The following is a 24,919-nucleotide window of genomic DNA, read 5'->3' as shown; positions in this document are numbered from 1 at the left end:
ATCTGCCCGCCCCTTCGGGAGGCCGAGTAGAGGCGTTCATCTGGGGGGTGGGCGCGTAGCGCCGTGCGGCGAAGCCGCACACATCGAGAGGAGGTCGAAGCGAAGCCGACCGGAGGCGATGCCCCCAGATGAATGCCGGAGCGAGGGTACGCCGAGCCTAAGCGAGGGGCCGGACGTTGGGGCGAAGCCTTTTGGTTCCTTTTTGGCGTTTGAAAAAGGGACTCGCTGTAAAAGCGAAACCATAAGCGGCCGTAACCGCAGGAATGGATATGTGCACCTGAAAGAGATTGGTCGGCTACTAGGCCGCCTTCGCGGGCAAGCCTCGCTCCTACAGTTGGACGGCGGTACATTGGGGAACCTGGTCGGCCCGAAGGCCGCCTCGGCTCACTCTTCCTCCCCCTCAGGCACAACCTTGTTCTGAGTCAGGTAACGATCCAGCGTCGCATTGTTATCAGGCGAAGAATTATCCCCTGCCACCTGCCACAAATTCCGCTCGATCCCCTGGGCCAACAGGTGCCCGACGGCCGACTCGATCGCCGACAACACACACAACTGCGCCGGCTCGTTAGTGGTGTAACCCACCTCAGCCTCAAGCAGCTTCTTGAACTCGATAAACTTGAACACCCCGGCACTGCGGCCCACCGAGTAAATCGTCTTGCTGGTCATCACATTCGCCAGCACCTGCCCACTGCGCACATCCACCGCGCGAAGGTTCACCGACACCTGGTCCACCCGATACTCCCGGGAAATATCAATCCCCAGGTACCGCGCCCCTTCCCCGCCACTGCGCACGTTGGTGTCATAGGCGATGATCCCGCCTTCCAGCATCAGATTCGCCGCCTGCAACGGTGGCAACTCGCCCTGAATATTCACCGGTGTATTGGGCTTCTTCTGCGAGGCGCGGATGATCTTGCGCTCGGTCAGCAGGTTCTGCAGGCCTTCCCGTTCCAGCACCACAAACCAGCCACTGGCCTGCAACGCATCCATCAACATGCTCGCCGCGCCTTGGGTCACGCTGGTCGAAAACGAACTGGCGGGGGTCGGTTTGTACTGCCCGGTCTGATCCCGGAAGCCGTACACCACCGCCATCAACCGGCCCTTGGGTCGTGGCATGTTGATCAAGTCGTAATAGGTCGACGCCCGAGGTGTCAGGGTCGGTGACTCGGTGTCCTGCTCGGCCCCCACATTCTCGCGCAGACTGCACCCTTGCAATGCCGCCAACATCAGCCCCAGCGCTATTATTTTTTTCATGTCCATTTCTCCCCATTGACCCGAATCCCCTTCAAGGGGCGAGGCCATTCACCTGGATTTCCGAAATTTCACCGGTCACTCGGTCGGTCACTTCAATGGTCAGTGCACCGGAGTCGTCGACGACGTTGACGATAAAAGCGTCGGTGGACAGGCTCCCGGTATTGCCCGTGGAGATGTTGTCCAGCAACTGCCCCAGCAGCCGCGATTGCAATTGGCTGGTGAAGCGTTCAAGGGCCGAAGTCCCAGCCACCGACGTGCGGTTTTTCAGATCAGGATCGTCGTAGTCGTTTTGCGCCTGGGCGTTGTTCAGCAACCAGGTGCCGTTCAACGGATTGCCGCCGAACGAGGGGTTGATGGGTGTGTAAACCAGCTCCGTGGCGTGCACCAGGCTGCAACTGCCCAGCCCGATCAACCAGAGCCCGAGGTTCCGTGAGACTGTTTTCGTTTTCATAATTCGTCCCTCTCAAGGTCCGTAGTGTCCTGCAACAAGGCTTCCAGCTTGCGCTGGACAATCTGTCCGCGAACCCAGTCGGCGGCGTCATAGGCCTCGTCCTTGAGTTCCACGGTGTTCGGTGGCAGGAAGCGCCGATAAACCAGTCGTTGCTGATATTCCACGGTCACCAGGCTGCCCCAGCGTGCCGAAGGTCGTTCGCGTACCACCAGGTTGAAATCCATCGGGCTGGTGGCGCGCAGGCGTTCACTGAACGAGTAGTAAAAGTCGTGGCCGATGTGCGAGATCGTGTCATCGACGATAAAACCCTTCATTTCGTCCTCCTCGCTGGCGTTCGCGAACATCGCCACGCACGCGAGGATCAGGGCCGACAGCCATTGGCGGCGGTTCATGGCGTCCCCCCCTGAGGCGATGCGGAGTGGCTTTTCGCCGGGCCCGAGGCGCCATCGAGGAAGGCTTTCTCGGCCACGAACTGCCAGTCCTTGTAGCTCGCCATGCCGGTGAAGTCCGACCACTGGCTGGGGAAGTCCGACTGCTTCAGCGGCAGGTCCGTGGACGGACTGTTGAGGCCGGTGATGCGCCCGTCGAACCCGCGCATCAAAGTCCATTCACCACCGCCGATCGGGTCTGGGTACAGCTGGCGAATATGATGTTTGGGCGTCGGAAAACGCTCGTCCTGCAAGAGGTCTTCAAGCTCTTTCGGGTACTGCGCCAGGCCCGGCGAACTGCGGTAATAACTGCGCAATGCCTGGGCGTACTGCGTGCCGACCCACAGCAATTGGCGTTCGCGATCACGGCGCGAGGCGGTCGACCACAACTCGCCGGCACTGGCCAGGCCCATGCCCATCAACATGATCAGAAACAGCACGCCCAGGTAAGTGAACCCGGCCTCATCGGCGGGCTTACCACTCGGAATAAAGGCTGCCATCACGCGCCCTCCCTGTGGCACCGCTTTTGATATCGGCGACCCCGCCCGGTACGCCGTCCGGCGGCGCGACCAGCACCCAGAGGTCCTTGCGCTCGGAAATCGGGTCCATCGGCGGGTTGCGCAGGTAGCGCTGTTCCACCAGTTGCTCCAGGGAATCGGGATAGCGCCCGGTGTCGCCGTAGTAGTGATCCAGTGCTTCGCGCATGGCCGACAGGCTCTGGCGCAGCGTGGTTTCTTTCGAGGCTTCGAGGCTGTTGAAATAGCGTGGCAAGGCGATGGTCATCAGGGTCGCGATGATTGCCATGACCACCATCAGTTCCAGTAGGGTAAAACCCTTTTCCCGACGCATGTTCTCACCACTCCCGGTAGGCAATGCCGTTGAGACCCTTGCCGCGTGCATGGGAGTAAACGTCGAAGACGTCTTCGCCATCCCGCGGGTTTTGAGCCGTGCTGTCGTAAGAGCGCAAGCCCCAGCCACCGTCGTCGTCACGCTTGACCGGCGTCAACGGGTCACGGGGCAAGCGCCGCAGAAAGTAGAACTTGGCACCCTTGGCACTGCGCACATCACGCACGCCTTCCACCAGCACTTGCAGGCTCGGTGGATAGCCGCTGCTGTTCAGCGACTTCTCGATGTAACCGGCGTCGAAGGCGCGCTTGTAAGCGTCAATGGCGTCGCGGATCTGGTACAGCGCCGTGCGCAATTCCTGCTCTTTGCCCCGGCGTACCACGGTCTCGGTCAGCGGCGCGGCCATGCCGGCCAGCAGACCGATCAGGGCCAGCGTCACCACGACTTCAATCAAGGTAAAACCACGTTGCGAGGCGTTCATGATCAAGGCTTTTCGACGACAGCGGTGGTGGAATTGGAAGCAACCGGCCGGTCGATGTGTTCGTTCTGAATCGGCGCTGGCATCCGGCGGTCAGGCGCCTGGATGTGCATGCTGGTTTCGGTGCCGGTCGGGAATTCCATGTCCGACGGGCTCTGGTACGGCAGGTTGCGCACGATCCGCGGGGTGATGGAGAGCACCAGTTCGGACTTGCCGACGGTGTCCTTGTTGCTGCCGAACAAACGGCCAAGACCGGGGATGTCACCAAGGCCCGGAATCTTGTTGCCCGTGGCGCCATGGTCATCGCGCATCAGACCGGCCAGCACCTGGGTTTCGCCGTCATGCAGACGCAGGGTGGTCTGGGCGTTGCGGGTGTCGACCTGAACCGGAATGGTGCCCTGGCGGGTCGGCTCCAGCGGCGTGGCGTTACTGACTTCCAGGGCGATCTTGATCGCCACTTCGTTGTTGAGGTGCACGGTCGGCTGCACTTCGAGCTTCAGACCGACGTCCAGGTAGGTGACGCTTTCGGTGATCACCGGGCCTTGGGTAGACGGCACCGAAGTGGCGCTGATGATCGGCACACGCTGACCGATGTGGATACGCGCCTGCTCACGGTTGCTGACGCGGATCACCGGGCTGGCCAGGGTATTGATGTCGTTGTCCTGGGCGTTGATCTTGGCCTGAGGCGACGGCGAAATGGTGATCCGGCTGGAGTTGATGCCTTTGAGTTGATCGAGCAGGGTCACCGCCGAACCGTCGCTGTTGACCACGCCGAAGGTGTTCGGCCATTGCAGGCCAAGGTCGAGAATCCGCTGCGTGGCGACTTCCATCACCTCCACTTCCAGCACCACTTCCGGGTTGGACTGGTCTTGGGATTGCAGGAGTTTCTCGGCCATGCGCACGGCGTCTTCGCTGTCGCGCATGGTCAGGGTGTTGAGGCGCTCATCGACGAACACGTCACGGGTCTTGAGCATGGTTTTGATCATGTTCAGCGCGGTGTTGGCATCGATGCTGGTGAGGTAGAAGGTGCGCATCACCAGCTCTTGGTAATCCTTGAGCTTCTGCGGTGAGTCGGGGTAGATCAGCAAGGTGTTTTCGTTCACCACTTTCTGATGCAGCTGGTTCTGTTGCAGCAGCAGTTCCACGGCATCTTCGATGCGCACGTCACGCACGAAGATGGTGGCTTTCATGTCCGGGCGCAGGTCCTTGTCGAAGATGAAGTTCAAACCGGCGACCTGGGACAGCACTTCGAAAATGGTTTTCAGGTTGGCATCGCGAAATTCCAGGGTCACCGGCCGGTCGAGACGGGTGCGCAGTTGCGGATAAGGAATCACGTTGCGGCTTTGCACCAGACGGATATTGCTTTGCAGCTCCAGGGCGCCTTCATTCTTGGGGTCCAGTTCGAGGATCTGTTTGACCTGGCGGTCGGCGCCGTAGATGTCGCCGCGACGCAGGTCGCCCCGGGCCAGTTCGAGTTTGTCATCGAGACTGCGCATGTGTTCGAGTTGGCGCAGGGAGTCCTGGGCCCGACGGTTGTTGGGTTCGATGGTCAACACCCGGCTATACGCCATGCGTGCCGACGCGAAATCACGCTGGGCGCGATCCATGTCGCCTTGGGTCAACAACGCCGTCACGGCACGGGCACGGCCGCTGGTCAGGGCGAGGTGCAGTTCGGTGTTGCGAGGGTTTTCCTTGAGCCCTTCCTCGATACGGGCCAGGCCGGCTTCATACTGCCCCGACGCCATCAGGTCGGTCCCCTCCTCTTTGGCAACCTGCGCCGAGCTGCATGCGGCCAGCCCTGCGCACAGGCAAAGGCTCATCAGCGCTCCTAGCGTATTACGGCATGATCTGATCATTGCGTGCTCCCCACAGACAAGGTCTGGGACAAATGCAGAGGCAGGTAGACAAAGCTGAGTTCCACGTCGGAAATCTCCTCGATCCGCCAGGTGTCGTCGATCACATCCCCTTTGCGTACGACGTATATTTTTTCGCCGTTCTGCAAAAACACTTGCAGGTCGGAACGGTCACTCATCTTGCCGACGAACTGGAAAGGCATCGGCGGTACGCTGGGGACTTGCACCACCGGGGTCGGGTTGACGGGTTGTTCAGTGACGCTGGCCAGCGTCGGTGCAGCCTTCCAGCTGCGGGCGGCGAACAGATCGCCGGACGGGCTCAGGTCTTTGATTGCCGCTGGTTTGCCATTGGCTGCCACGGCCGGCAGCGTGCCGCGGGTTTTGCTTTTGGCGGGCGTTGTCGCGGTTGCGACCGAGACATCGCTTTCGTCTGACGGCATGAAGTAATCAGGCCCCCAGGTCAGCGCCGCGGCCACGCCGAAGAACGCCACCCAGCCCACTACGCGTTTGGTATTCATCATGACCTCGACAGGTAAAGGGTCATGCGGATCCGCCCGGTCAGGTCGGTGTCGGCGATCTTTTTGCGCTGGAACTCCACGTCCTCCACCACCACCGCCGGCAACTGGCCGAGCAACGCGTGCAGGAAGCGCCGCAGTTGCGGGTAGCTGCCGCGCACCGGCAGCAGAATCTGATAACGCGCCAGATGGGTCTTGGGGTCGATGCCCAGTGAGTATTCGCCCCGTGCCAGGGTGATGTGTTCCTGGGCCGCCAGCGCGTAGATCTTGTCGATGGCCACGGTGGCTTGCGGCTGCGACGGCAACTTGCTGCGGAAGTCGTCGAGCTGACGTTGCGGCACCACCGGGGCGGCGACACTGCCGTCTTCAACCTTGGCCAGGTATTCGCCGGCTTCACGGGTCTGCTGGCTGAGGGTTTGCAGCGAGTTCCAGTCCGGCATCAGGCCACCCAAGGCCCAGGCCAGCGCCAGCAGCAACATCGCCAGCCCTGCCAGGCCGGGCACGCCCAGGCCTTGCAGGTATTCGTGGACGATCAATCTAGAGATTTGCATCGCCGATCTCCCAGCTAGCCGACAGGTTGAATTGCACCGGTTGTTCCGGTGATTTCACGACGATTTCGTGGCTGAGCAGCGACACATCGGAGAGCTCGTCGCTGGCTTCGAGGCGGCGGTGAAAATCGAGCATCGCTTCCAGGTCCCGAGCCTCGGCGCTGATGCGCACCTGGCCCTTGCGGGCATCCGGGGTCAGGGTCAGCAGCGCGATGTTGTCGCGCGGCATCGCTTCGAGCATGGCGAACAGGCGTTCCCAAGGCCGGCGAAGTTGCTGCGAGACCTTGCGCATTTCCGCCAGGTTCTGGGCTTGTTCGCGGGTTTCGGCCGGGCTCAGGGTGACTTTGCTGCCGGTGTCGCCCGTGAGTTCGCGCTGGGCGTGCTGCAAATGGCCCTGTTGTTGCGAGGCTTGTTCGGCGACGTGCTGCTGAGCGACAAAACAGGTCACGACCAGCACCACGCCGCCCGCCAGCAGGCTCCAGCCCAATGGACCCGAGCGGCGGCGTGGCTGGAAGTCGAGCGTCAGGGGGCGCATGTCAGGCCACCGCCCGGGACATCACGTACAAACAATCGTGTACGGATGTCCGGTCCTCTTCGAGGGTGCGCAGATGCACACCGGGTACGTCGGGCTGCACGTCAATCCGCGCGGGTGCGTGCAGATAAACGTTCAGCGGCCGCTCGCTGGTGGAGGCCTGCAACTGGCTTTCACGGCCGATCAGCGCGGTCAGTGCGGCATCGCTGTCGCTGCTGCCCACCGAGCGCACCGAGGTCCAGCGCCCTTCCCTGGCCAGCAGCAAGACACTGCGCACCGGCTCGGCAACCACGAACAGGAAGTCGCCGGCGTCGAGGCTTTTATCGAAGTGATTGAACGCTGCCATCAGGTAAGGCTGCACCGACTGCAGGCGCAGGCCGCGACCGCTGGCCAGGCTGCGCAGACGCGCCAACAAGTCTTGCGGCAGTGCCGTGGCAATCCGGTCGAAACCCGCAGGTTCCGCCGACAGCACCATGCTCCAGGGTTGAGTCGGTACGCCGTAGAGGTCTTCGAAACACAGTTGGGCAAACCCGAGCAATTCGTCAGGGCTGGTGATTTGTTCGCTCCAGGGCACCAGGCAGAAACGGCTGAAGTGACCGGAGACCACCACGCTCAATTCTGCACCGGCAGGCGCGTGTTCACCCAGCAAGCGGTCGAGGGTTTCGAGGGCGACGGCCCAGGCATGGAAGCCTTCGTCGATAAAGCCGACGCTGCCCAGCCACTGGGTGTCGCCACCCTTGCGCTGGCCCAGGCCGACACCACTGGCGCCGAGCACGGCGACATAACGATCACGAGACAAAAGTGACACGATTGATCTCCTCGAGCGTGGTCCGCCCTTCCTGCACCAGTTCCAGAGCGGACTCGCGCAACAGGCGCAAGCCACGTTTGCAAGCGTGTGCCTTGATCTTCGAAACGGGTTGACGCTCGACGATCATTTGCCGCAGTTCATCATCCAGGTGCAGCAGCTCGGCAATCGCGGTCCGCCCGCGATAACCGGTGCCCCGGCAATGGCCGCAGCCTTTGCCATGGACGAAGTGGTAATGATCGACCTTTTGCGGGTCGAGCCCGGAGAGGCGCAACTCTTCATCGGTCGGGTTGCACGGCGCACTGCAACTGGCGCACACCAGGCGAATCAGCCGCTGAGCCAGCACCGCATTGAGGGCCGAGACGAGGCTGTAAGGGTCGATTTCCATCTGGGTAAAGCGGCCGATCACGTCGAACACGTTGTTGGCGTGAATGGTGGTGAACACCAGGTGCCCGGTCAGGGCCGATTGCACGGCAATCTGCGCGGTATCGGGGTCGCGGATTTCACCGACCATGATCTTGTCCGGGTCATGGCGCAGAATCGAGCGCAGGCCACGGGCAAAGGTCAGGCCTTTCTTTTCATTGACCGGGATTTGCAGGACCCCCGGCAGTTGGTATTCCACCGGGTCTTCAATGGTGATGATCTTGTCCACGCCGTGGTTGATCTCGGTGATCATCGCGTAGAGCGTGGTGGTCTTGCCGCTACCGGTCGGGCCCGTCACCAGCACCATGCCGTAAGGTTCGGCGGCCAGCCGGCGCAGCGCGCGCAGGGTTTCGTCTTCAAAGCCCAGGGCCTGCAATTGCACGCCACTGACTTTGTCCGCCAGGTCCTGTTTGTCGAGGACCCGCAGCACCGCGTCTTCGCCAAAAATGCTCGGCATGATCGACACCCGGAAGTCGATCTGCCGGCCGCTGATGCCGATCTTGAAGCGACCGTCCTGGGGCACGCGTTTTTCGCCGATGTCCAGTTCGGCCATGACTTTGACCCGGGAGATCACCTGCTCGGCGAACTCGCTGCCCTGGATTTTGCTGATGTTGTTCAGCACGCCGTCGATCCGGTACTTGATCACCAGGCCGCTGCCGGTGGTGCCCAGATGGATGTCGCTGGCGTGCATTTTCAGCGCGTCGTAGAGCGTCGAGTTGACCAGTTTGACCACCACGCTGGCGTCTTCGCTGATGCTGGTCAGGGACAGGCTTTGCAGCGTATCGATTTCGACATTGGCGTCGGCCTGGGCGTTGAGCGATTCCACCGCGTGGAAACTCTCTTCGTGACGCGCCAGATAGGCTTTCAGGTCGTCGGCATGCACCAGGTACAGCGGCGCGCCGTGCAGGCAATCATCGATCCAGGCCAGACGCGATGTATCGAAGGGGTCGGCAAACACGCCAATGACCGCATCGTCGTGACGCAGCAGGATGAATTCGCGCTTGAGGCATTGGGCCAGGGTGACCCGGTCGAACACCGGGGTGGCTTGAAACAGGGTGTCGGTGTCGAGCACCGGATAATGCAGGGTAGCGCCGAGGCACTGGATGAAGGGCATGGGGGCCAGTTCGCACAACACCCCGAGGGCTTCCAGAACCCGCTCGCCGGAACTGGTTGCCAAGGCCCGGGCCTGTGCCAGTTGCTCACTGGAAAATCGCGACGGTACACATTCCAACAACGCCGGTTCGACGGCAAGGGGTAGACGGTCCATGGCATGCTCTCCAACGCCGGGGGCTTTGAGCCCTGTCGACGCGGCAGGCCATTACGGCGTATGCCGGAACGTCTTGTCGCGCCACTACTCCCCGGTGAGCAATTGTCCGTCGTCTGGTGCCTTGGAAGTCGATGTACTTCGTCGACGATCTGCCAGCACCCAACTGCCGTCGTACAACTGCAGCGGGAAACTTTCGGTCCTGCTCTGGCGTCGTTCGACGAAACCTTTGGATGGGCTCGCGCCCGGTTTGGCTTCGCGCTTTATCCCCAGAAGGTCGCAGACTGCTCGGGCCAATTCCGCCATTGGAAACGGTTTGAACAGGATATGGCTGACTCCCAGTTGCCGGGCCCGCTCACAGACTTCAGCGGTTGGGTGCCCGGTAATCAGCACAAAATGGCATTTCCTGTTCTGGCGGACGGCAGCGAGCACCTCAAAGCCTTCCATATCGGGCAAGCGGTAATCGAACACCATCACATCGGGTGCAAAACGTTCGACTTCGTCGATTGCCTTGGCACCGTCGTGAGCTATCCGGACTTCCAGTGCTTGCGCCTCGAGATAATTCTTGAGGTTTTCCGCCAGCAGCTGTTCGTCTTCAACAACCAGTACTTTGTTTAACAAGGTGGACTCCTTGAAACCGCAGGTCCGATATTCGTGCCTGGGAGTACGCGCCTTAATTAGGCTAACGCACACTTCATGCCAGACTGAGCGCCGGTTTTCGACCGCTTCATCTCTATGATTTTCATGAAAAAATCTTTTCGTTCAGGAACCCCGTCCCCCAAAGGCGGGGAAGCGCTCGGATTTGCCCTGAAGCTTTCCCCACATTTGGGGGGGACGCTTCAATCATCGTCAATCCGTTCGATACGATTGTTTGATCGCAACTGCGCCAGAACCTGTAGACGAGCCTGATCCTTTTGCTGTCGGGCAAGGTAAGCCCGAACCATTTCAAGCCCCTGAACTTCTGAGACATCGGCCGCCTCCCTGTGGTTCTGCAAGTAAATCAAATGCCAGCCCAGCGGCGTACGCACCGGTGCGCTGACGGCCCCTGGCGCCAGGGCAAATGCCGCTGCTTCGAATTCCGGCATCATGCGCCCACGGGGAAAATAGCCCAGATCCCCGCCTTCGGTGGCGGAAGCATCTTCGGAGCCGGCCCGGGCAACGCTGGCAAAGTCCTCGCCCTGGCCGATTTTCACCCGCATCTCCTCTAAGCGTAGCCGTGCTGCTTCAACTGTGGCGGCATCGGCTCCCTGAGGCACTTTGACCAGGATGTGCCGCGCCTGGATTTGCTCTGGCGTGCTCATTTCGGCGCGATGTTCCTCGTAGAACGTGCGGACTTGTTTTTCGTCCGGTTCAACCACCTGGACCAGGTCGGCAAACACCTTTTGTGCCGCGAGTTCACGGCGCGTGTAATCGATATAGGTGGCTTCGTCGAAACCGGCGTCTTCGAGCCGGCGGGCGAACACCTCGGCACCACCGATCGCTTGCCGCGTCTGCTCGACCTGGCTTTGCACCACTTCATCGCTGATCTCCACCCCGCGCTTGCGTGCCTCCTGCCACAGCAACTCCTTGTCGATCAGGGCATCCAGCGCTTTCTTGCGCAATTGCTTGTACGCCGTGGGGTTGCGAATGCTGCCCACCGCCCGGCCCTGGTCCTCCAGGTACTCGGCGAAATAACGCTCCAGTCGGAACTCGGAAATGACCTCGCCGTTGACTCGCGCGGCGGCCGGGCCATTGCTGGCGAGCGCCACGGGGCCCCACAGCGTCAGCAGTATCAGCAGAGTCTTGAGTTTCATCATCAGGCCTCCCGTCAGGGTGTCGCGGCAATGGGTTTGTACGGTGCGACCAGATAGAAGCGCTGGTCGGGCAAATCTACGGTGACGATATGGGCACCGCTCAAGCCCAGTCGGCGACCCGGACCGAAGCTGATCAGCGGAGTCAGCCCGGTGTCGAAATCGTGCAACCCTTCCAGGGCGCTGATGAGCTTCTCGCGGCTGGCGTCGCGCCCGGCCTGTTTCATGCCTTCGCTTATCAGCAGCATCGAACTGTAGGCGCCGACTTGCAGCACCGCGTGCTCACCGCCCAGCCCCTGGTTCTTGCGCAATTGCGTCAAGGCCAGGCGCCCGGCCAGCGTCCAGTCATTGGGCACAAACGGGTAGGCCAGAAACACCCGCCGGGAAAAACCACTGGGCAGTTGAAACAGGTCGCCTGCCACCTGATTCGACGCGGCGAACAGGTAAGGCACCTGCCCTGCCGATTGCAAGCGCTCGGCGAGGCGACTGAAACCGACGCCGCTGCCCAGATAAAAAACTGATCGCGAGCCCAGCGGCAGCTCGTCCTGTGCCGAGTTGAAGGCTTGCAGGCGCACTTGCTGCCAGGCGCGATCTTGCAGGTACTGGCCGAGGTTCTGCGCCGCCAGTCGCTGGCTCGGCTCATCCGGGTAGACAATCAGCGTCGGCCCCTGGAGCAAGCGCAAATTGGCGGCACCGTAGTCAGCCAGGGCGATCAGCTGTTCACGCAGCCCGGACAGCGGTTCGAATATCTGCCGGCTGGCCTGGGCCATGCCCTGCAACGAGAGTGGACCGATCAGCGGAATGCCGGCGCGTTCCAGCCGTGTGGCCAGCTCTGTGTCGAGCGCAGGTGCCAGCGGCGCGATCAGGGCGAACACCTGTTCCTGGTCGATCAAGCGGTCCAGCGCCCGTTCGGCACTGGCGCGGTCCGGGCCCGGATCGAGGATGGTCAGGCGCAATTGCCGGCCATGAATCCCGCCCGCCTCGTTGATCCGCGCCACGCTGCCCTTGAGTACCGCGGCGACCGTGGCGCCCTCCTCGCTCAACGGTCCCTGGCTCGGCAACAAAGTGCCCAGGTGCAAACTGTCGACGGTCAACCCGGGATCGCGGTCCTCGGCCACGCGCTTGAGGTAGGCAGTGAGGTTGCGCTGATCATTCATCGACAGCACGAAACGCGGCATCGCCGGGTCCAGCCGATTGTTCGCCGAATCACGCCCCTCCTGGATCGCCCGTGCCAGTGTGCCCTCGGTGTAGGCCGGGTAATTGCGACCATTGACTTGCTGCTGACCGTAATTGCTGGAAAGGCGCGACCAGCTGATGTCCGGCGGCCGTACCCCGCCTTCGGGACGCCCCTGAGCATCGGCGCCATGGCAATTGGCGCACGGCAGGCTGGTGGCGGGCAGCAGCATACCTGCTGCCCCGACCCTGGCCATGATCGGCTCGCCGCTCCCGGACACACCCTCGCGATACAGCCGCTTACCGGCGCTTTCGCTGGGGCTCAGCGGCAACGCATTGGCGGCAAGGTTGATGCCGACAAGCAGTAGCAGGCCGAGGACGAGGACGAGGACGAGGACGAGGGCAGTTTTCATGGCGCGGGCTCAACGACCGGCCACGGGCATTGTCAGCAACTGCAAGCGCTGGGCAATGGCGGCGGCCGGTGCGTCGGGACGGATTTTGCTCCAGCGCTTGTTGGCCACGTCACCGACGATCAACTGCGTTGAGTGCTGCTCGGGGGTCGGCACAATCTGGCCGATGCGCCCCAGTACAAGGTCCATCTGCGCCTTGTCACCAGTGAGAAAAAGCCAGTGGGGGCCATCGACGCCCTGCTTCAAGGTGTAAGCCTTGAGTACCGCCGGCGTATCGCGCAGCGGATCACTGGTAAGGGAGATAAAGGTAATGCCATCGGCCTTGTCGCCCAGCACCTCACGGACTTCCTTGAGCTTGCGGGTGATCAGCGGGCAGGCATCGTTGCAACTGGTGAAAATCACGTTCAGCAGCACCACGCGGTTTTGCAGCGCATCACTGTAGAAGCGCAGCGTGTTGCCGTTCTGGTCCTGCAACGGTGTGTCGGTGAACCAGGTTTGCGCATCCCGCGTGCCGCTGGCCGATTGCGCGGCGGCCACCGCCGGCGCCGGCTCCTGGTGTCCTTCGTGGGAAAACGCCATAAAACTGATCACGCAAAAACTCATCGTCAGGAAGATCAAAACGAGGGCTTTCATGGCTGGTGCTCCATGGCAATGGCTGTGTGTTTGGCGTGGGCATTACGCTGGCCGCTGAGTTTCTCGACTTCACGTGTGAGCACTGCCGGGTCGGTAAAACCGTAATAGCGCGTCCAGTGGCGGCTGTTGCCGTCCCCCACCAGAATCAGCGGTTGATGGCTTTTGAAATCACCGCTGAAGGAGCCGAGGCCCTTGAGGGTTTCGTTGATCGACTGCGAGCTGCCGGTCAGCCAGCTCCAGCCCGGGCCTTTCTGGAAGTTGCGGGCGTAGTCGTTCAGGCGCTTGGCGTCATCGCGCTGAGGGTCGATGCTGATCGACACCAACTGCACCTCGTCGCCGACCCGGGCACCGAGTTGTTTCTGCACCTTGCCCATGATCGAGGACACCACCGGGCACACCGTGGTGCAACTGGTGTAGATGAAACTCATGACCACGATCTTGTTGGTCACCAGATCCTTTTCCAGACGCACCGGCTTGCCGTTCTGGTCCACCAGTGCCACGTCAGCGAATTTGACCTGGGCACTCTCTGAACTGGCGCTTTTGGCCGGCATGTCGTGCCCAGCATGCTCATCCGCCGAGTGCGCCAGGGCTTGGCCGATGCCGACGGCCAACAGGCAGAACGTCAGCAGTCCACGGTGTGCGAATCGATTCATGTCGGTTTCCTCTTCAGTGGGCATCGCCGGGCAACACCCGAACGCTGGCAAAGGTCTTGTCATCGAAACTCGCGCCAAGGGACGCCGCGCGCACGTGCAGGTACCAGGCGCCGTTCTGGTCGAGGGTCACCGGGGCTTCGTAGATGCCGTTGCCCACTTCAAGGGCGGCGACGTGCTGGGCGCGGGAAGTCGGGGCGCGGAAGTAGCGCACCTGAACGTCCTTGACCCCGCTGCGCTGTGCCTTCTGGTGGCCCTGGACGATGCGAAACCGCACGGTGTAGGGGCTGCCGAGGGCGGCGGTGGATTTGTCGAGCATGAACTCGACTTTTGGCACGCCGGGGAGTTTTGCGAGGTTCTTGTCCGGTTCAACCAGCGCCGTGAAGCAATGGATGATGTTCGGTTGGTTAAGCAGGAACGCCACATCAAAACGCCCGGCGACCGGCAGCTTGATCCGCGAACTGTAGAGCCCGGGCTCGATTTCGCGCAGGCTGCGGTCGATGACCATCGCCGCCCGTGCCACCTGCCCGCGATTGGGGTAACCGGACATCGGCGCGTTCATGCCTTCGGCGTAGAAGTAGGTGGTGTTGTCCACCGGGTTGACCACGAACACCGCGTTGTCGTCCCGCGACACCGCCAGGCTCGAAGCCAGCGGCAGATCACCGGCCAGCCGTGGCGCCTGAGGCCCGGCTTCGAAGCCCTGGCTGATCGGCGTGCGGCCTGCACCCAACGACGAAAGGTTGATCATCGTGACCTTGGCCGAGGCCAGTCCACGTACGTAGGCGTAGGCCTTGGTGAACACCACTTGATAGGGTTCGGCGGACACGTCCAGCTCATGGATCATCGAGTCGGTGGCCGCGTCGATCACTGCTGCCTGGTTTTCCAGGGTGTTGAGGACGATGCCGAAACGCCCGTCCGCGCTGAACCCCATCGGCCCCAGGCCCTGTTTCATCTTGATCACCCGCCGTACCGCGAGGCTGGCGCTATCGACCACGGTCACGGTGCCGTCCTTGCCGTCGGCGACATACACCGCCTGGGACAGTGGCGAGTACGCCACCGACAGCGGGTGCGAACCGGTCTTGAGTTGTTTGCTGATGGTCAGGCTGGCGATGTCGATGATGCTCAGCGTGCCGTCGTCGCGGTTGCTGACGAAAGCAAAACGACTGTCTTTGCTGAAGGTGATTTCGTGGTGCCCGGCACCCGTTGCCAGGTGTTTGAGCGGCTTGAGGCTGCGGGTGTCGATCACCGTGACGCCGGACTGCTCGGCGGTCTGGGCATTGTTGCCGACCCACAGCAGACGCTCGTCCGGCTGCAAGGCCACGCGCACCGGGTTGCTGCCGGCGGCGACCGAATCGATCATTTTGAATTGCTCGCTGTCGATCACCGCCACTTCATCGGCCGTCGGCATGGAGACAAACACCCGTTTATTGTCTTTGGACGTGGTCCAGTCCATCGGCGGTTTTTTGATGTCGATCCGCGCCATGGTGCTGGTGATACCGCCCACCGACACCGACGGATCGACCACCGAGACGCTGGCGTCGCGGTTCATCACTAGAAGGAAGTAGCTATTCAAATCGAGCATCGGCCGCGCACCGATGCTCGATTTCAGGAAGACCCCGACCCGGGCTTTGCAGCTTTGCTCCCGGCCCTGGGCCTTGTCGGCGGCGACGGTTTCCGGGTCCAGCCAGGCGCCGGGGTTGACGCCCGACAACGGCTGGCCCGAGGCACTGTCACTGATGCGGAACTGCACGTCGGCAAACTCGCCTTCACGCAACACGCCATCCGCGGCCAGTGGCTTGACCTCAAGCGCCACCGAAATCCCGTCACGGGAGAGGTTCTGACTGCTCCAGGTGTCCGGCAGCGCGACTTCGCTCAGCAGGTTGGGCGGCGCGGTGCGCCAGACGCCAAAACTGATCAGCCCGAGCCCGACGGCCAGCACGCAAACGGCGAATCCGATAGTCCTGTTCATCACACTCTCCCCTTACAGATCTGTGCCTGCCTTCGAACACGGCCCCTGTGGCGAGGGAGCTTGCTCCCGCTGGACTGCGCAGCAGTCCCATTTTCAGGGCCGCTTCGCGCTGGAGCGCCAGCCCGGCCCAGCGGGAGCAAGCTCCCTCGCCACAGATCACTCATCGCTCGTTCTTTCTCTTTACTGGCTAGTGCCCCTACGGTGCCGGTGCCGGCTCAGGTTCATTGGTCACCCGCAGCAACCCCCAAAGCCCGGCGGTGTTGCCGTAGGCGCCGTAATCGCGGTACAGGTAGTCGCCCGGTATGGCGTTGCTGCCCCCGGCGCTCGGGTGCATGAAGCTGAAGTGCGCCGCCGGCAGGATGCTTTCGCGGGCACCGATGTACATCGACATCGGGTTGTAGCCGAACCGCACCGACCCCACCCCAGGCGTGGCCAGCGGATAACCACCGGTATCGCTTTTCTCCGACTGGAACGGGTTGACCGACCAGACGTGACCGTCCAGTTGGAAGGTCGTGCCGCGACTGCCACCGCTCGGCATCATGATGTGGGTGCGGAACGGTTGCCCCGGTTTCACATACAGCACCGGTGTCTGCGGATCGCCCCCGATCAGCGCATTGCTATACGCCATATGGGCGTTAGGCACGTCACCGTAACCGGCACCGTCGGCGTGTCCGAACGGCGCATCCGGCGCCAACCCGAAGCGGAACCAGATCGGCTCGGCCTTGTAGTTGATGGCCATGCTCGAGTTGTCCTGTGGATCGGTCGGTACACCGAAGCCTTCGGCGGCAATGCCTTCCACCGGCCGACCGTTGGCCCAGCGGATGTTCAACGCTTTCTGCCAGACCATCGCAAAGTCGCGGTAAGTGGTCTGCCCTGGCGCCGTGACCGTTGCGTTGGTTTTACGCGCATCCTCAACCCAGGTTGCGCCGATCGGCAGGATCGTCATCGCCCCACCCAAGCCTTTCTGCGGTTGTTTGATGAGGTCCGCCGGGGTGATATTCAGTCCGCCGAACTCCACCGCCGTGGCGTTGATGTTGTCGACACTGCGGCCCAGTTGCGTGACCGGTTTGCCTTCACGCTCGAGGTGCCCGGCGTAGTACTGATAAGTACGGGTCGGGTACGCGCCGCTGTTGCCGATGCGCGGTGGCACGGTCTGGGTCGGGTTGGCGCCGACGTTGGTGCCGTCGGATTTGGTGATGTCGTAGGCCAGCAGTTGCGCGTGCAGACCCACGTGGCTCGACGGCCGCAGCAGGTTATTGGTGAAGATGGTCGAGCCCTGGCCATTGTTGCGATCCCGTTTGACCAGCCCTTGCATCACGGCCGTCTGGGTCAGGTCGGGCATGACCACAGGCAAGCGGTTTTCCAGGGTGACGTTGATGCAATCACCCGCCGCTGCGCGCAATACCAGCGGTTCGACAGGAACGCCGGCTTTCAGCTTGCCGGTGGCCGGATCGAGGTCGGATTTGCGCACGTACAGGATCGCAGTCGGATCGTGCAACGGGCCGCTTTGACCGCCGACGGTGATGGTTTCGCCATCTTCAGGATCGACCACGGTGACCTGCGGGATGTTCACCGGCCGCGAGTTAAACACCAGGGTGCCACCCGCGGGATTCAACGGCCCTCCCACGTGTTGCCCGATGCCGGCCGGATCGCCGATGGTCAGGTTCAACGGATTGCGCAGGATGTCGTTGGCCAGCGCCGCAACCACTTCATAGTTACGTTGCACGGTCGGCCGGGTGCCGATGCCGTTAGGGTTGGCACTGATCCGTGGGCAGGAACCCTCGAATGCCACGGTATTACGCATGCCCGCCGGCTTGGGATTGTTTGGCACGGCGAACAGATCGCTGCGCTGGGCCGTGTAGTTGCGCATCACGCCCCAGATACCGTTCCAGTAACCTTCAATCGAAGCGTCCATCGAGTACAGGTAATCCCCCGTGGTCGCCGCCGAACTGGAGAGCATCGAGACCGGCGCATTGAAGCCCATCTGTTCGGAGATACCGACCATCTGCGACGCGCGCCAGCCGGAGTTGGAGCTGTTGCCGAAGCCGGAACCGCTTTGCAGCCATTTCACGCCGTGCAGGGTCACGTTGTGCTCTTCTTCGTGACCGCCGGCATGCACCCGCAGCCGCACGTTGTCACCAGTGTAGGTGCGCAACATCGGGGTGAACGGGTCACCCGGTTCCGCACCGCCACGGTTGACGTGCGGCGGGAACAGCGTGGTGCCGCCGGTTGGGCCGGTGGCCGCGGTGACCAGGTTAGGCGCCAGGTTCATCGCCGGGATGGCACGGTCGGTACGGCTTTGCATGGCGTACGCCAGGTCGCCGCCGAGGCCGTCGGCCTGCATGCCGCGCTTGCCGTCCGGGCCGACCTTGTTCGGGTCGTACACCCGCAGGGCCAGCGGTTCGTTGCGGTAATTGACCACAAACATGCCGGGGTCATCGACCGAGATCGCCTGTGGGCATGGCCGAGTTGGACAACCCGGCACCATGCCGCCCTGCACTTCGATGATGCCATCGAGCAAGGTGCTGGCGTTGTTGCGCACCGGCGGGTTGATGGCGTAACGGAAGCTGTCGGCGGTGGCCGGGAAGGCTTGCGGATCAGGCACGCCGTTCGGGCCGGCGCCCACATACACACCGGCTTCATAGGCGTGCTGGAAGTCGCTGTATTCGAGGAAGAACTCACGGAAGCTGTCGTTCTTGCCGTCGCCGTCGATGTCCCCGGTGGACACCACCGCTTGCCACGAAGTTGGCCCGCCGTCCTGGCGTGCGCCGCTGTACAACGGCTCGCCGGTTTCAGCGTGGAACCAGGTGGAACCGGCCGGTTCAGCCAGCACGGTGGCGTACAGGCCAATCTGTTGGTGAGTCGATGGGCCGAGGTGGTCGTGGGTGAAAATGGTCCCCAGGCCACGGTCGACACCTTTGGTGTTCACTACCGGATCGACAAACCAGCGCTGCATTGCCGTGCGCGCCCCGACCCAATCCGCCCGGCCAAATTGGCCGAAGTAGGGGTGATTTTTGGCTTTCGGACAGGCCGGCGTGCCATCACGCGGGTCGGTGCCTTCGCATTGGTTGAACTCGCGAATGGCGCGGATGCGTTCTTGCACAGCCCCCGGGGAAAGCACGCCGTCTTCGTAGTTCCAGCCGTTGGCCGAACCGTCGGCGGCCGTCAGGTCCCATTTCGGCAGGTGAATGTGCTGGCCGATCACGTCGGTCGGCGTGCGCACTTGATAGTCGTCCATTTCATAGGTGGCCGGCACCAGGTTGGTTTGCTGGTATTGCACACAGTCGAAGGTGTTCATGCGCATCACCAAAGGCTCTGGCGGACGCTGCTTGGTGATGACTGGCCAGGCGTCTTCCCACAGGGCCAGAATGCGCGCTTGCGGGAAGTGGTAGCCGACCTTGTTGTACACCGCATCGAACTGGATGTTCGCCGCTTTGTAGACCCGTGGACGGTCGGCGGTAAAGGCCGAGGAGCCGGTGTAGGACATGCCGTCGATGCGCTCGCCGCTGGCAAACTCGCCGGTGCCGGCGCTGCTGGTCAGGCGTTTTTGCCGGTCGTCCATGCACGGTTCGTAGTACGGCGCGCCGGCAATCGGCAAGGCGCCGTTGGTGCGGAAGGCCTTCGCCACGATTTGATTTCCGGGCAGCACGGCAAAGCTTGGGTGGTCTTTTTTGGCGTGGAAGGCCATGGCCGCCTGTTCGACTTCGGTGCCCTCTTCCGGCATGTAGATCGGTTTGGCGCGGGTCACTTCCTTGGAGAAATCCAGCGACGTGGTAATGGTGTTCGCCACGCCACCGGCGGAGAAACCGTCCAGGGAATGCCGCCCCAGGCCGCCGTCCCAACCACCGGACGAAGCCGGGTCGAGGTTGGCCCACAAGGCGTTGCCGCTGGTTTTCAACGACTGAGCCTTGGCCGCGTCGAGCATGTCCAGCGGTGGGGTCGGCGGACGTTGTCCGACCGACGTTTCCATGCCGCCGATCCAGAACGGATAACCAGGGTTTTTCAGGCTGCCGTCGGCATTGCGGTTGGCTTCGCTGCGATCCACCAGGGCCAGGGAACCGATGGCTTGGGCGCCGCCGCTGCCGCTGTGATGTTCGCCGTCGTCATCATCGTCGTCATCGTCGTCATCGTTAGCGGCGACCAGGGTTTCGCCGATTTTCGGCACCACCGCGACCTTGCCTGGCATCGGCGCCATGGCTTTGCCCGGCAGCGGCACGACGGCAGGAATCGGTGTACCGGCAATGATCTCGCCATCGGGCAAGGCCCGGGCGCCCGCTGCCGGTTTGCCGCTGCGCAATGCGTAGGGTTCGCTGTGGTAACCGTCGGTGCCTTGTTGCGAGACTTCGAGTTTGGTGCCTTCTTCAAACACGTCGTGGACCCGCCACATGCTCCACATGCCCTGGGCGAAGTGCGGGTAGAAGTGGCAGTGGTAGATCGCATCACCGGCGACGCGGTTGCGGTTACCCGAACCACCGTTGGCGATTTCATAGGTGTAGCCGGCGCCCGGGCCGATGCCTTGGGCATCCACATAGTCGGAGTTGTCGTCGTTGGGGTTGAACAGCCACTGATGGCCGTGCAGGTGGAAGATGTGCTGCTCATGACCGTTGTGGGTGTTGCGGAATTTGACGAAGTCGCCAATGTAGCTGTGGTTGACGTTCGACGGTTCGGCCGGATACAGCGCCATGGTCGCCTTGACCCCGATCTGATCGGCGTTTGGCACCTGGCCTGGAAGAATGCCTTCGAGGCCGGCGTTGGCCGGTACGTCCACCAGCATCGCCACGTCGCCGACGGTGTGCGAACTGAGGAAAAATTCTTCATAGGCGCAGGACAGGCAATCGTGCATCGGCCCGACGCCCAAACGGTTGGCCACCACCTCGGCGCCCATGCCACCGGAGCCGTAGTTGATCATGAACGAGTCGCGGGTAGGCTCCAGCACGTGGGCCATCACCGGGTCAGCCCAATAAGCGGGGAATGCCTGGGTCGCGGCGGTTTCATCCTGGAACTGCGAGGCGAAATCGCGGAACGGTTCCAGCCGATTCGGGATCGCCGGGTTGCGTTTGCCGACGGCTTCCAGCGGATAGGTCGAAGGCGAGAAGCTGCCGTCGGCGTTGCTGCCCATGACAATCGCGTCGCTTTCGCTGGAAATGATTTCATTGCCGTCGACCATGTTGATGATCGGCGTGCCAGCCTTGCCTTCACGGATCCACGGTTGGCGCTGCGGGTAGCGCGCCTGGTAATCGACGATCGGTTGACCGGCCGGGGTGCGACCGGCGCTGGCCAGGCGCATCTCTTCTTCAGTCACGGTGTTGCGATAACTGCGGCCACCCTTGGGTACCACCACAACCTGGCCGAACAGGCCGTTGGCAACGTTGCCCGCATCGCCTTCACCACCGAACGTCGCGCCACGGCTGCTGGCGGCGAATGCACCTTCGCGCTCAGCGAACAACGTGTAGGAACGGGTACCGCCCGGGGCGACCAGCGAATTGCCGTTGCGCCCGGTGTACGAGGCGATGTCGTCGATGCTGTTGACCGCTTGCAGGCCATTGACCTGGAAGCCGACATGACGGTCAGCGACCTGCTCATCGACTTTGAAGTCGTCTGCTTCACCGATTGCGACTTCACCCTCGATCTCGCCTTCTTCTTCCTCGCCATCGTCATGCGAACCTGGGTTGGCCTGGTACGCCAGCAGGTTCTGCAGGTTGATGGTCAGGCAATCGCCAGCGGCCACACGCAACACCAAGGGGCGCGGACGCTTGTCGGGCCGCAGCGAGACTTTGCCCGGCACTGCCGCGCCGCCCTGGGCCAGCGACACATTGTGGTCGTCGACCACGTCGCGGCGCAGGGCGAACATCATGCCGTTGACGTTTTGTGCGCCGAGGCGGTTGAACATCAGCGGCTGATCCAGCGCCACAACGTTCGCCACCAGATTGCGCTCGCAGCGCAAGGCTGCTTCAGCCAGCTCGATGCCAAACATCGACACCACTAACAGCGCACATTTAAACAAGGACGAAGCGTACGGTTTGCCGGTCATGATCACGGGCCTCGCTGTGGGTGCTCACAGGGAATAATTCTCGACAAATCCCTTTGAGCAATCCGCATGCCATAAAAAATTCAGTTATTTTTCAGCCGCTTACAGCAACGATTTAATAACTCGGGGGATATACCCCATTTATTCCCCACTTTTCCGGGTGGACGAGACTGCATTCGATCTGTAGCAGCTGCCGAGCCTGCGAGGCTGCGTTCGGCTGCGAAGCAGTCGTAAAACCTGAACGCGAGGTATTCCTGATACACCGCATCGCTGGATCTCACGACTGCTTCGCAGCCGAACGCAGCCTCGCAAGCTCGACAGCTGCTACAGGGCGCGTTGTCCCCACTGTTGGGGAAACTTGCCCCAGGCTCGCCCATCACAACGGCGCATCCATGGCCAGGCCCTGCAAGCGGCGGTATTGGCGTAATACGCTGGGCACATAACGCTGGGTTTCGGCGAACGGCGGGATCACTCCGCCACGACTCAGCACCGCTTGTGGCCCGGCGTTGTAGGCGGCTACGGCGAGGGCGATGTCGTTGTCGAACAGGGTCATCAGGCGCTTGAGGTATTTGGCCCCGCCCTGGATGTTGGCTTTCGGGTCATAGACGTTTTTCACCCCCATCTCGCGCGCGGTATCGGGCATCAATTGCATCAGCCCACCGGCCCCTTTGGGGGAGGTCGCATCCGAGTTGTAGCGGGACTCTTCGCGGATAACGGCGTGCAACAACGCCGCCGGTAATTCATTGGCCGTGGCGGCCGCCGAAACCAGCTCCGCATAAGGCTGTCTGGCAATCATCTGGGGCTGCTGATCGAGGCCGACCAGCGAGGATTGGGGCTCGTGAATGACCCGTTCATAGGTGCGGCCGGGACGGTGAACATTGGACAGTACGTAGCTGCCCTTGGCGTCCACGGAAACGAATACATCGGCCTGTGCGACGCTCGTCAGCAGTAAACAGCCGAGCAGTCCTGTGGTGAGTGTTTTCATTATTTGCCTCCCCTGCCCGGCCCCGAAAAATGGGGGTAATGCCCCAATGGCCGGTAGTAAACAAGCCATACGCAAGCACTGTGCCGAAAGCGCAAAGGCCCGGAATACAGGGGTTACAGCGGAATGACCGGGGGTGTGCATGGCAATTGCATAGGCCTTCACGGCGACCCTTCTGCCGACTGTGTGAGGTCATCATGAATCAGCGTTTGCGTTCCGCCCCGCGTACTCAAAGCGGGTTCACCCTGCTCGAACTGTTGGTGGTGCTGGTGGTGCTGGGGCTGTTGGCCGGCATCGTCGCGCCGAAGTATTTCGCCCAACTGGGCCGCTCCGAAGTGAAGGTGGCCAAGGCGCAAATCGAAGGCCTGGGCAAGGCGCTGGATCTGTACCGCCTGGAGGTCGGCCATTACCCGTCGACAGAACAGGGTTTGCAGGCACTGGTCACTGCGCCCAGCGATGAAACCAAATGGACCGGTCCTTACTTGCAGAAAAAACTGCCGCAGGATCCGTGGGGCCGTAACTACAACTATCGCTACCCCGGCGAAAACGGCGAATACGATCTGCTGTCCATGGGCAAGGATGGACAACCCGGCGGCGAAGGTGAAAACGCCGAAGTCACCAGCTGGCAATGACGGGGGTGGCGACCATGCGCTTTCATCTCAAGGCAGTGGGCAAGGCCGGGGTGGTCTCGATGACCGTCGAGGCCCAAGGGGACAGCGAAGCCCGGCGCATCGTCGAAGACCAGGGCTTGCGGGTGGTCAGCCTGCACGTCGAGCGACACTGGCGTGCGTTGCGTTTACACAAACGCGAGACCTTCAATCTGGTGTTGTTCAGCCAGGAACTGACCACCTTGCTCAATGCCGGCCTGCCGTTGATCGATGCGCTGGAAAGCCTGGCGGAAAAAGAGAACGCACCACAGGCCCGTAAAACCTTGAGCGAACTGGTGCGCCTGCTTTATGAAGGCAAATCGTTCTCCCAGGCATTGGCCCAGCTGTCGGCGGTGTTCCCGCCGCTCTACGTGGCGCTGGTGCAGTCCAGCGAAAAAACCGGCGCCGTTGGCGATGCCTTGGGCCGCTATGTCAGCTATCGCCAGCGCATGGACGAGGTCCGGCAAAAAATCGTCAGTGCTTCAATCTACCCCCTGCTGTTGCTGGTGGTGGGCGGCGGCGTGGTGTTGTTTTTGATGGGTTACGTGGTGCCGCGCTTCAGCCTGGTGTTCGAAGGGCTGGGGTCAAACCTGCCGTGGCTGTCGCAAGTGCTGATGAGCTGCGGGATGTTCCTGCACGCCCACCAGGGTGAATTCTTCGGCGGGTTGGCGGCGATTGTCGTCGCCCTCGGCTTCCTCCAACGCCAACCGGCCTTTCGCCGGGGCGTCGACCGTGTGATCGAAAAACTCCCGGCGGTCCATCAACGCATTTTCATGTACGAACTGGCGCGCTTCTATCGCTCCCTGGGGATCCTGCTGCAGGGCGGCATCCCCCTCGTCACCGCCATGGGCATGGTTCGCGGCCTGCTCACCCCCGCCTCCCGCGTGCGTCTGGACCAGGCCTGCGAGCGGGTGCGCGAGGGGCAATCGCTGTCGACCGCACTGGAACTCAATCACTTGGTGACCCCGGTGTCCCTGCGCTTGCTGCGTGCGGGGGAGCAGTCCGGCAACCTCGGGCAGATGATGGAGCGCAGCGCCGACTTCTACGACGAAGAAATCAGCCGCTGGATCGAATGGTTCGTGCGGCTGTTCGAACCCTTGCTCATGACCTTCATCGGCCTGCTGATCGGGGTCATCGTGATCCTGATGTACATCCCGATTTTCGAGCTGGCCTCGAGTATTCACTGACCTTTGGAACGGGGTCGAGTTGTACCGTTCATCGCACATCGATGCTGCAACTGAAT

The 24,919-nt window shown here is 62.1% G+C and carries 22 protein-coding genes; 2 read left to right on the top strand and 20 right to left on the bottom strand.

The window, feature by feature from the left end; genetic code table 11:
• Nucleotides 1-384: 384 nt before the first annotated feature.
• From ACYZTY_RS09645 to ACYZTY_RS09550, 20 genes are all read right to left on the bottom strand, one after another.
• The gene (locus ACYZTY_RS09645) at nucleotides 385-1,251 is read right to left on the bottom strand and encodes a CsgG/HfaB family protein (RefSeq protein ID WP_461958253.1); all 867 of its coding nucleotides are present in this window, start codon (nucleotides 1,249-1,251) and stop codon (nucleotides 385-387) included.
• A gap of 31 nt (nucleotides 1,252-1,282) precedes the next feature.
• Nucleotides 1,283-1,702: a curli assembly protein CsgF gene (locus tag ACYZTY_RS09640; RefSeq protein WP_461958252.1), complete on the bottom strand. Its 420-nt coding sequence runs from the start codon at nucleotides 1,700-1,702 to the stop codon at nucleotides 1,283-1,285.
• Complete coding sequence (gene csgE, locus ACYZTY_RS09635) at nucleotides 1,699-2,046, bottom strand: curli production assembly/transport protein CsgE (RefSeq protein ID WP_461959290.1); 348 nt, start codon at nucleotides 2,044-2,046, stop codon at nucleotides 1,699-1,701. Before csgE ends, ACYZTY_RS09640 begins: the two co-directional genes overlap by 4 nt.
• Nucleotides 2,047-2,090: 44 nt before the next feature.
• Nucleotides 2,091-2,630, bottom strand: coding sequence for a type II secretion system protein (locus ACYZTY_RS09630; RefSeq protein WP_461958251.1), 540 nt, complete (start codon nucleotides 2,628-2,630; stop codon nucleotides 2,091-2,093).
• A complete protein-coding gene (locus ACYZTY_RS09625; protein WP_042932745.1) occupies nucleotides 2,605-2,979 on the bottom strand; it encodes a type II secretion system protein in 375 nt (124 codons plus the stop codon). The genes ACYZTY_RS09630 and ACYZTY_RS09625 overlap by 26 nt, the downstream gene beginning before the upstream one ends.
• Before the next feature lie 4 nt (nucleotides 2,980-2,983).
• The gene (locus ACYZTY_RS09620) at nucleotides 2,984-3,457 is read right to left on the bottom strand and encodes a type II secretion system protein (protein WP_461958250.1); all 474 of its coding nucleotides are present in this window, start codon (nucleotides 3,455-3,457) and stop codon (nucleotides 2,984-2,986) included.
• A 2-nt stretch (nucleotides 3,458-3,459) separates the two neighbouring features.
• Nucleotides 3,460-5,310, bottom strand: a complete 1,851-nt coding sequence (locus ACYZTY_RS09615; RefSeq protein WP_461958249.1) for a secretin N-terminal domain-containing protein — start codon at nucleotides 5,308-5,310, stop codon at nucleotides 3,460-3,462.
• The gene (locus ACYZTY_RS09610) at nucleotides 5,307-5,825 is read right to left on the bottom strand and encodes a hypothetical protein (RefSeq protein WP_461959289.1); all 519 of its coding nucleotides are present in this window, start codon (nucleotides 5,823-5,825) and stop codon (nucleotides 5,307-5,309) included. The genes ACYZTY_RS09615 and ACYZTY_RS09610 overlap by 4 nt, the downstream gene beginning before the upstream one ends.
• Complete coding sequence (locus ACYZTY_RS09605) at nucleotides 5,825-6,373, bottom strand: GspMb/PilO family protein (RefSeq protein ID WP_461958248.1); 549 nt, start codon at nucleotides 6,371-6,373, stop codon at nucleotides 5,825-5,827. The genes ACYZTY_RS09610 and ACYZTY_RS09605 overlap by 1 nt, the downstream gene beginning before the upstream one ends.
• Entirely contained in the window at nucleotides 6,360-6,905 is a 546-nt protein-coding gene (locus ACYZTY_RS09600) for a PilN domain-containing protein (RefSeq protein WP_461958247.1), read from the bottom strand. Before ACYZTY_RS09600 ends, ACYZTY_RS09605 begins: the two co-directional genes overlap by 14 nt.
• Nucleotide 6,906: 1 nt before the next feature.
• Nucleotides 6,907-7,710, bottom strand: coding sequence for a hypothetical protein (locus tag ACYZTY_RS09595; protein WP_461958246.1), 804 nt, complete (start codon nucleotides 7,708-7,710; stop codon nucleotides 6,907-6,909).
• Complete coding sequence (locus tag ACYZTY_RS09590) at nucleotides 7,691-9,397, bottom strand: GspE/PulE family protein (RefSeq protein WP_461958245.1); 1,707 nt, start codon at nucleotides 9,395-9,397, stop codon at nucleotides 7,691-7,693. The genes ACYZTY_RS09595 and ACYZTY_RS09590 overlap by 20 nt, the downstream gene beginning before the upstream one ends.
• Before the next feature lie 84 nt (nucleotides 9,398-9,481).
• On the bottom strand, nucleotides 9,482-10,015 hold the full coding sequence (locus ACYZTY_RS09585; RefSeq protein WP_461958244.1) for a response regulator: 534 nt from the start codon (nucleotides 10,013-10,015) through the stop codon (nucleotides 9,482-9,484).
• Nucleotides 10,016-10,233: 218 nt separating this feature from the next.
• Nucleotides 10,234-11,187 (bottom strand): peptidylprolyl isomerase, encoded by a 954-nt coding sequence (locus ACYZTY_RS09580; protein WP_461958243.1) that lies wholly within the window; start codon nucleotides 11,185-11,187, stop codon nucleotides 10,234-10,236.
• Between the two features lie 14 nt (nucleotides 11,188-11,201).
• Nucleotides 11,202-12,770 (bottom strand): cytochrome c/ABC transporter substrate-binding protein, encoded by a 1,569-nt coding sequence (locus ACYZTY_RS09575; RefSeq protein ID WP_461958242.1) that lies wholly within the window; start codon nucleotides 12,768-12,770, stop codon nucleotides 11,202-11,204.
• Nucleotides 12,771-12,779: 9 nt separating this feature from the next.
• Entirely contained in the window at nucleotides 12,780-13,400 is a 621-nt protein-coding gene (locus tag ACYZTY_RS09570) for an SCO family protein (RefSeq protein WP_461958241.1), read from the bottom strand.
• Nucleotides 13,397-14,053 carry an SCO family protein gene (locus ACYZTY_RS09565; RefSeq protein ID WP_461958240.1) on the bottom strand — a complete coding sequence of 219 codons (657 nt, stop codon included), beginning with the start codon at nucleotides 14,051-14,053 and terminating at the stop codon, nucleotides 13,397-13,399. The genes ACYZTY_RS09570 and ACYZTY_RS09565 overlap by 4 nt, the downstream gene beginning before the upstream one ends.
• 13 nt (nucleotides 14,054-14,066) lie before the next feature.
• Nucleotides 14,067-16,019, bottom strand: coding sequence for a cytochrome D1 domain-containing protein (locus ACYZTY_RS09560; protein ID WP_461958239.1), 1,953 nt, complete (start codon nucleotides 16,017-16,019; stop codon nucleotides 14,067-14,069).
• Nucleotides 16,020-16,215: 196 nt separating this feature from the next.
• Nucleotides 16,216-22,050: a manganese-oxidizing multicopper oxidase MnxG gene (mnxG, locus tag ACYZTY_RS09555; protein ID WP_461958238.1), complete on the bottom strand. Its 5,835-nt coding sequence runs from the start codon at nucleotides 22,048-22,050 to the stop codon at nucleotides 16,216-16,218.
• 373 nt (nucleotides 22,051-22,423) lie between these two features.
• Nucleotides 22,424-23,032, bottom strand: coding sequence for a lytic transglycosylase domain-containing protein (locus tag ACYZTY_RS09550; protein ID WP_461958237.1), 609 nt, complete (start codon nucleotides 23,030-23,032; stop codon nucleotides 22,424-22,426).
• A 194-nt stretch (nucleotides 23,033-23,226) separates the two neighbouring features.
• Here ACYZTY_RS09550 and gspG point away from each other — a divergent pair, with 194 nt between their 5' ends.
• Nucleotides 23,227-23,661 (top strand): type II secretion system major pseudopilin GspG, encoded by a 435-nt coding sequence (gene gspG / locus ACYZTY_RS09545; RefSeq protein WP_094471703.1) that lies wholly within the window; start codon nucleotides 23,227-23,229, stop codon nucleotides 23,659-23,661.
• 14 nt (nucleotides 23,662-23,675) lie between these two features.
• Nucleotides 23,676-24,863: a type II secretion system F family protein gene (locus tag ACYZTY_RS09540; protein WP_461958236.1), complete on the top strand. Its 1,188-nt coding sequence runs from the start codon at nucleotides 23,676-23,678 to the stop codon at nucleotides 24,861-24,863.
• Nucleotides 24,864-24,919: the final 56 nt, after the last annotated feature.

This window comes from Pseudomonas sp. LB1P83, from assembly GCF_054897885.1.
This window is presented reverse-complemented; position numbering and strand designations above follow the sequence as displayed.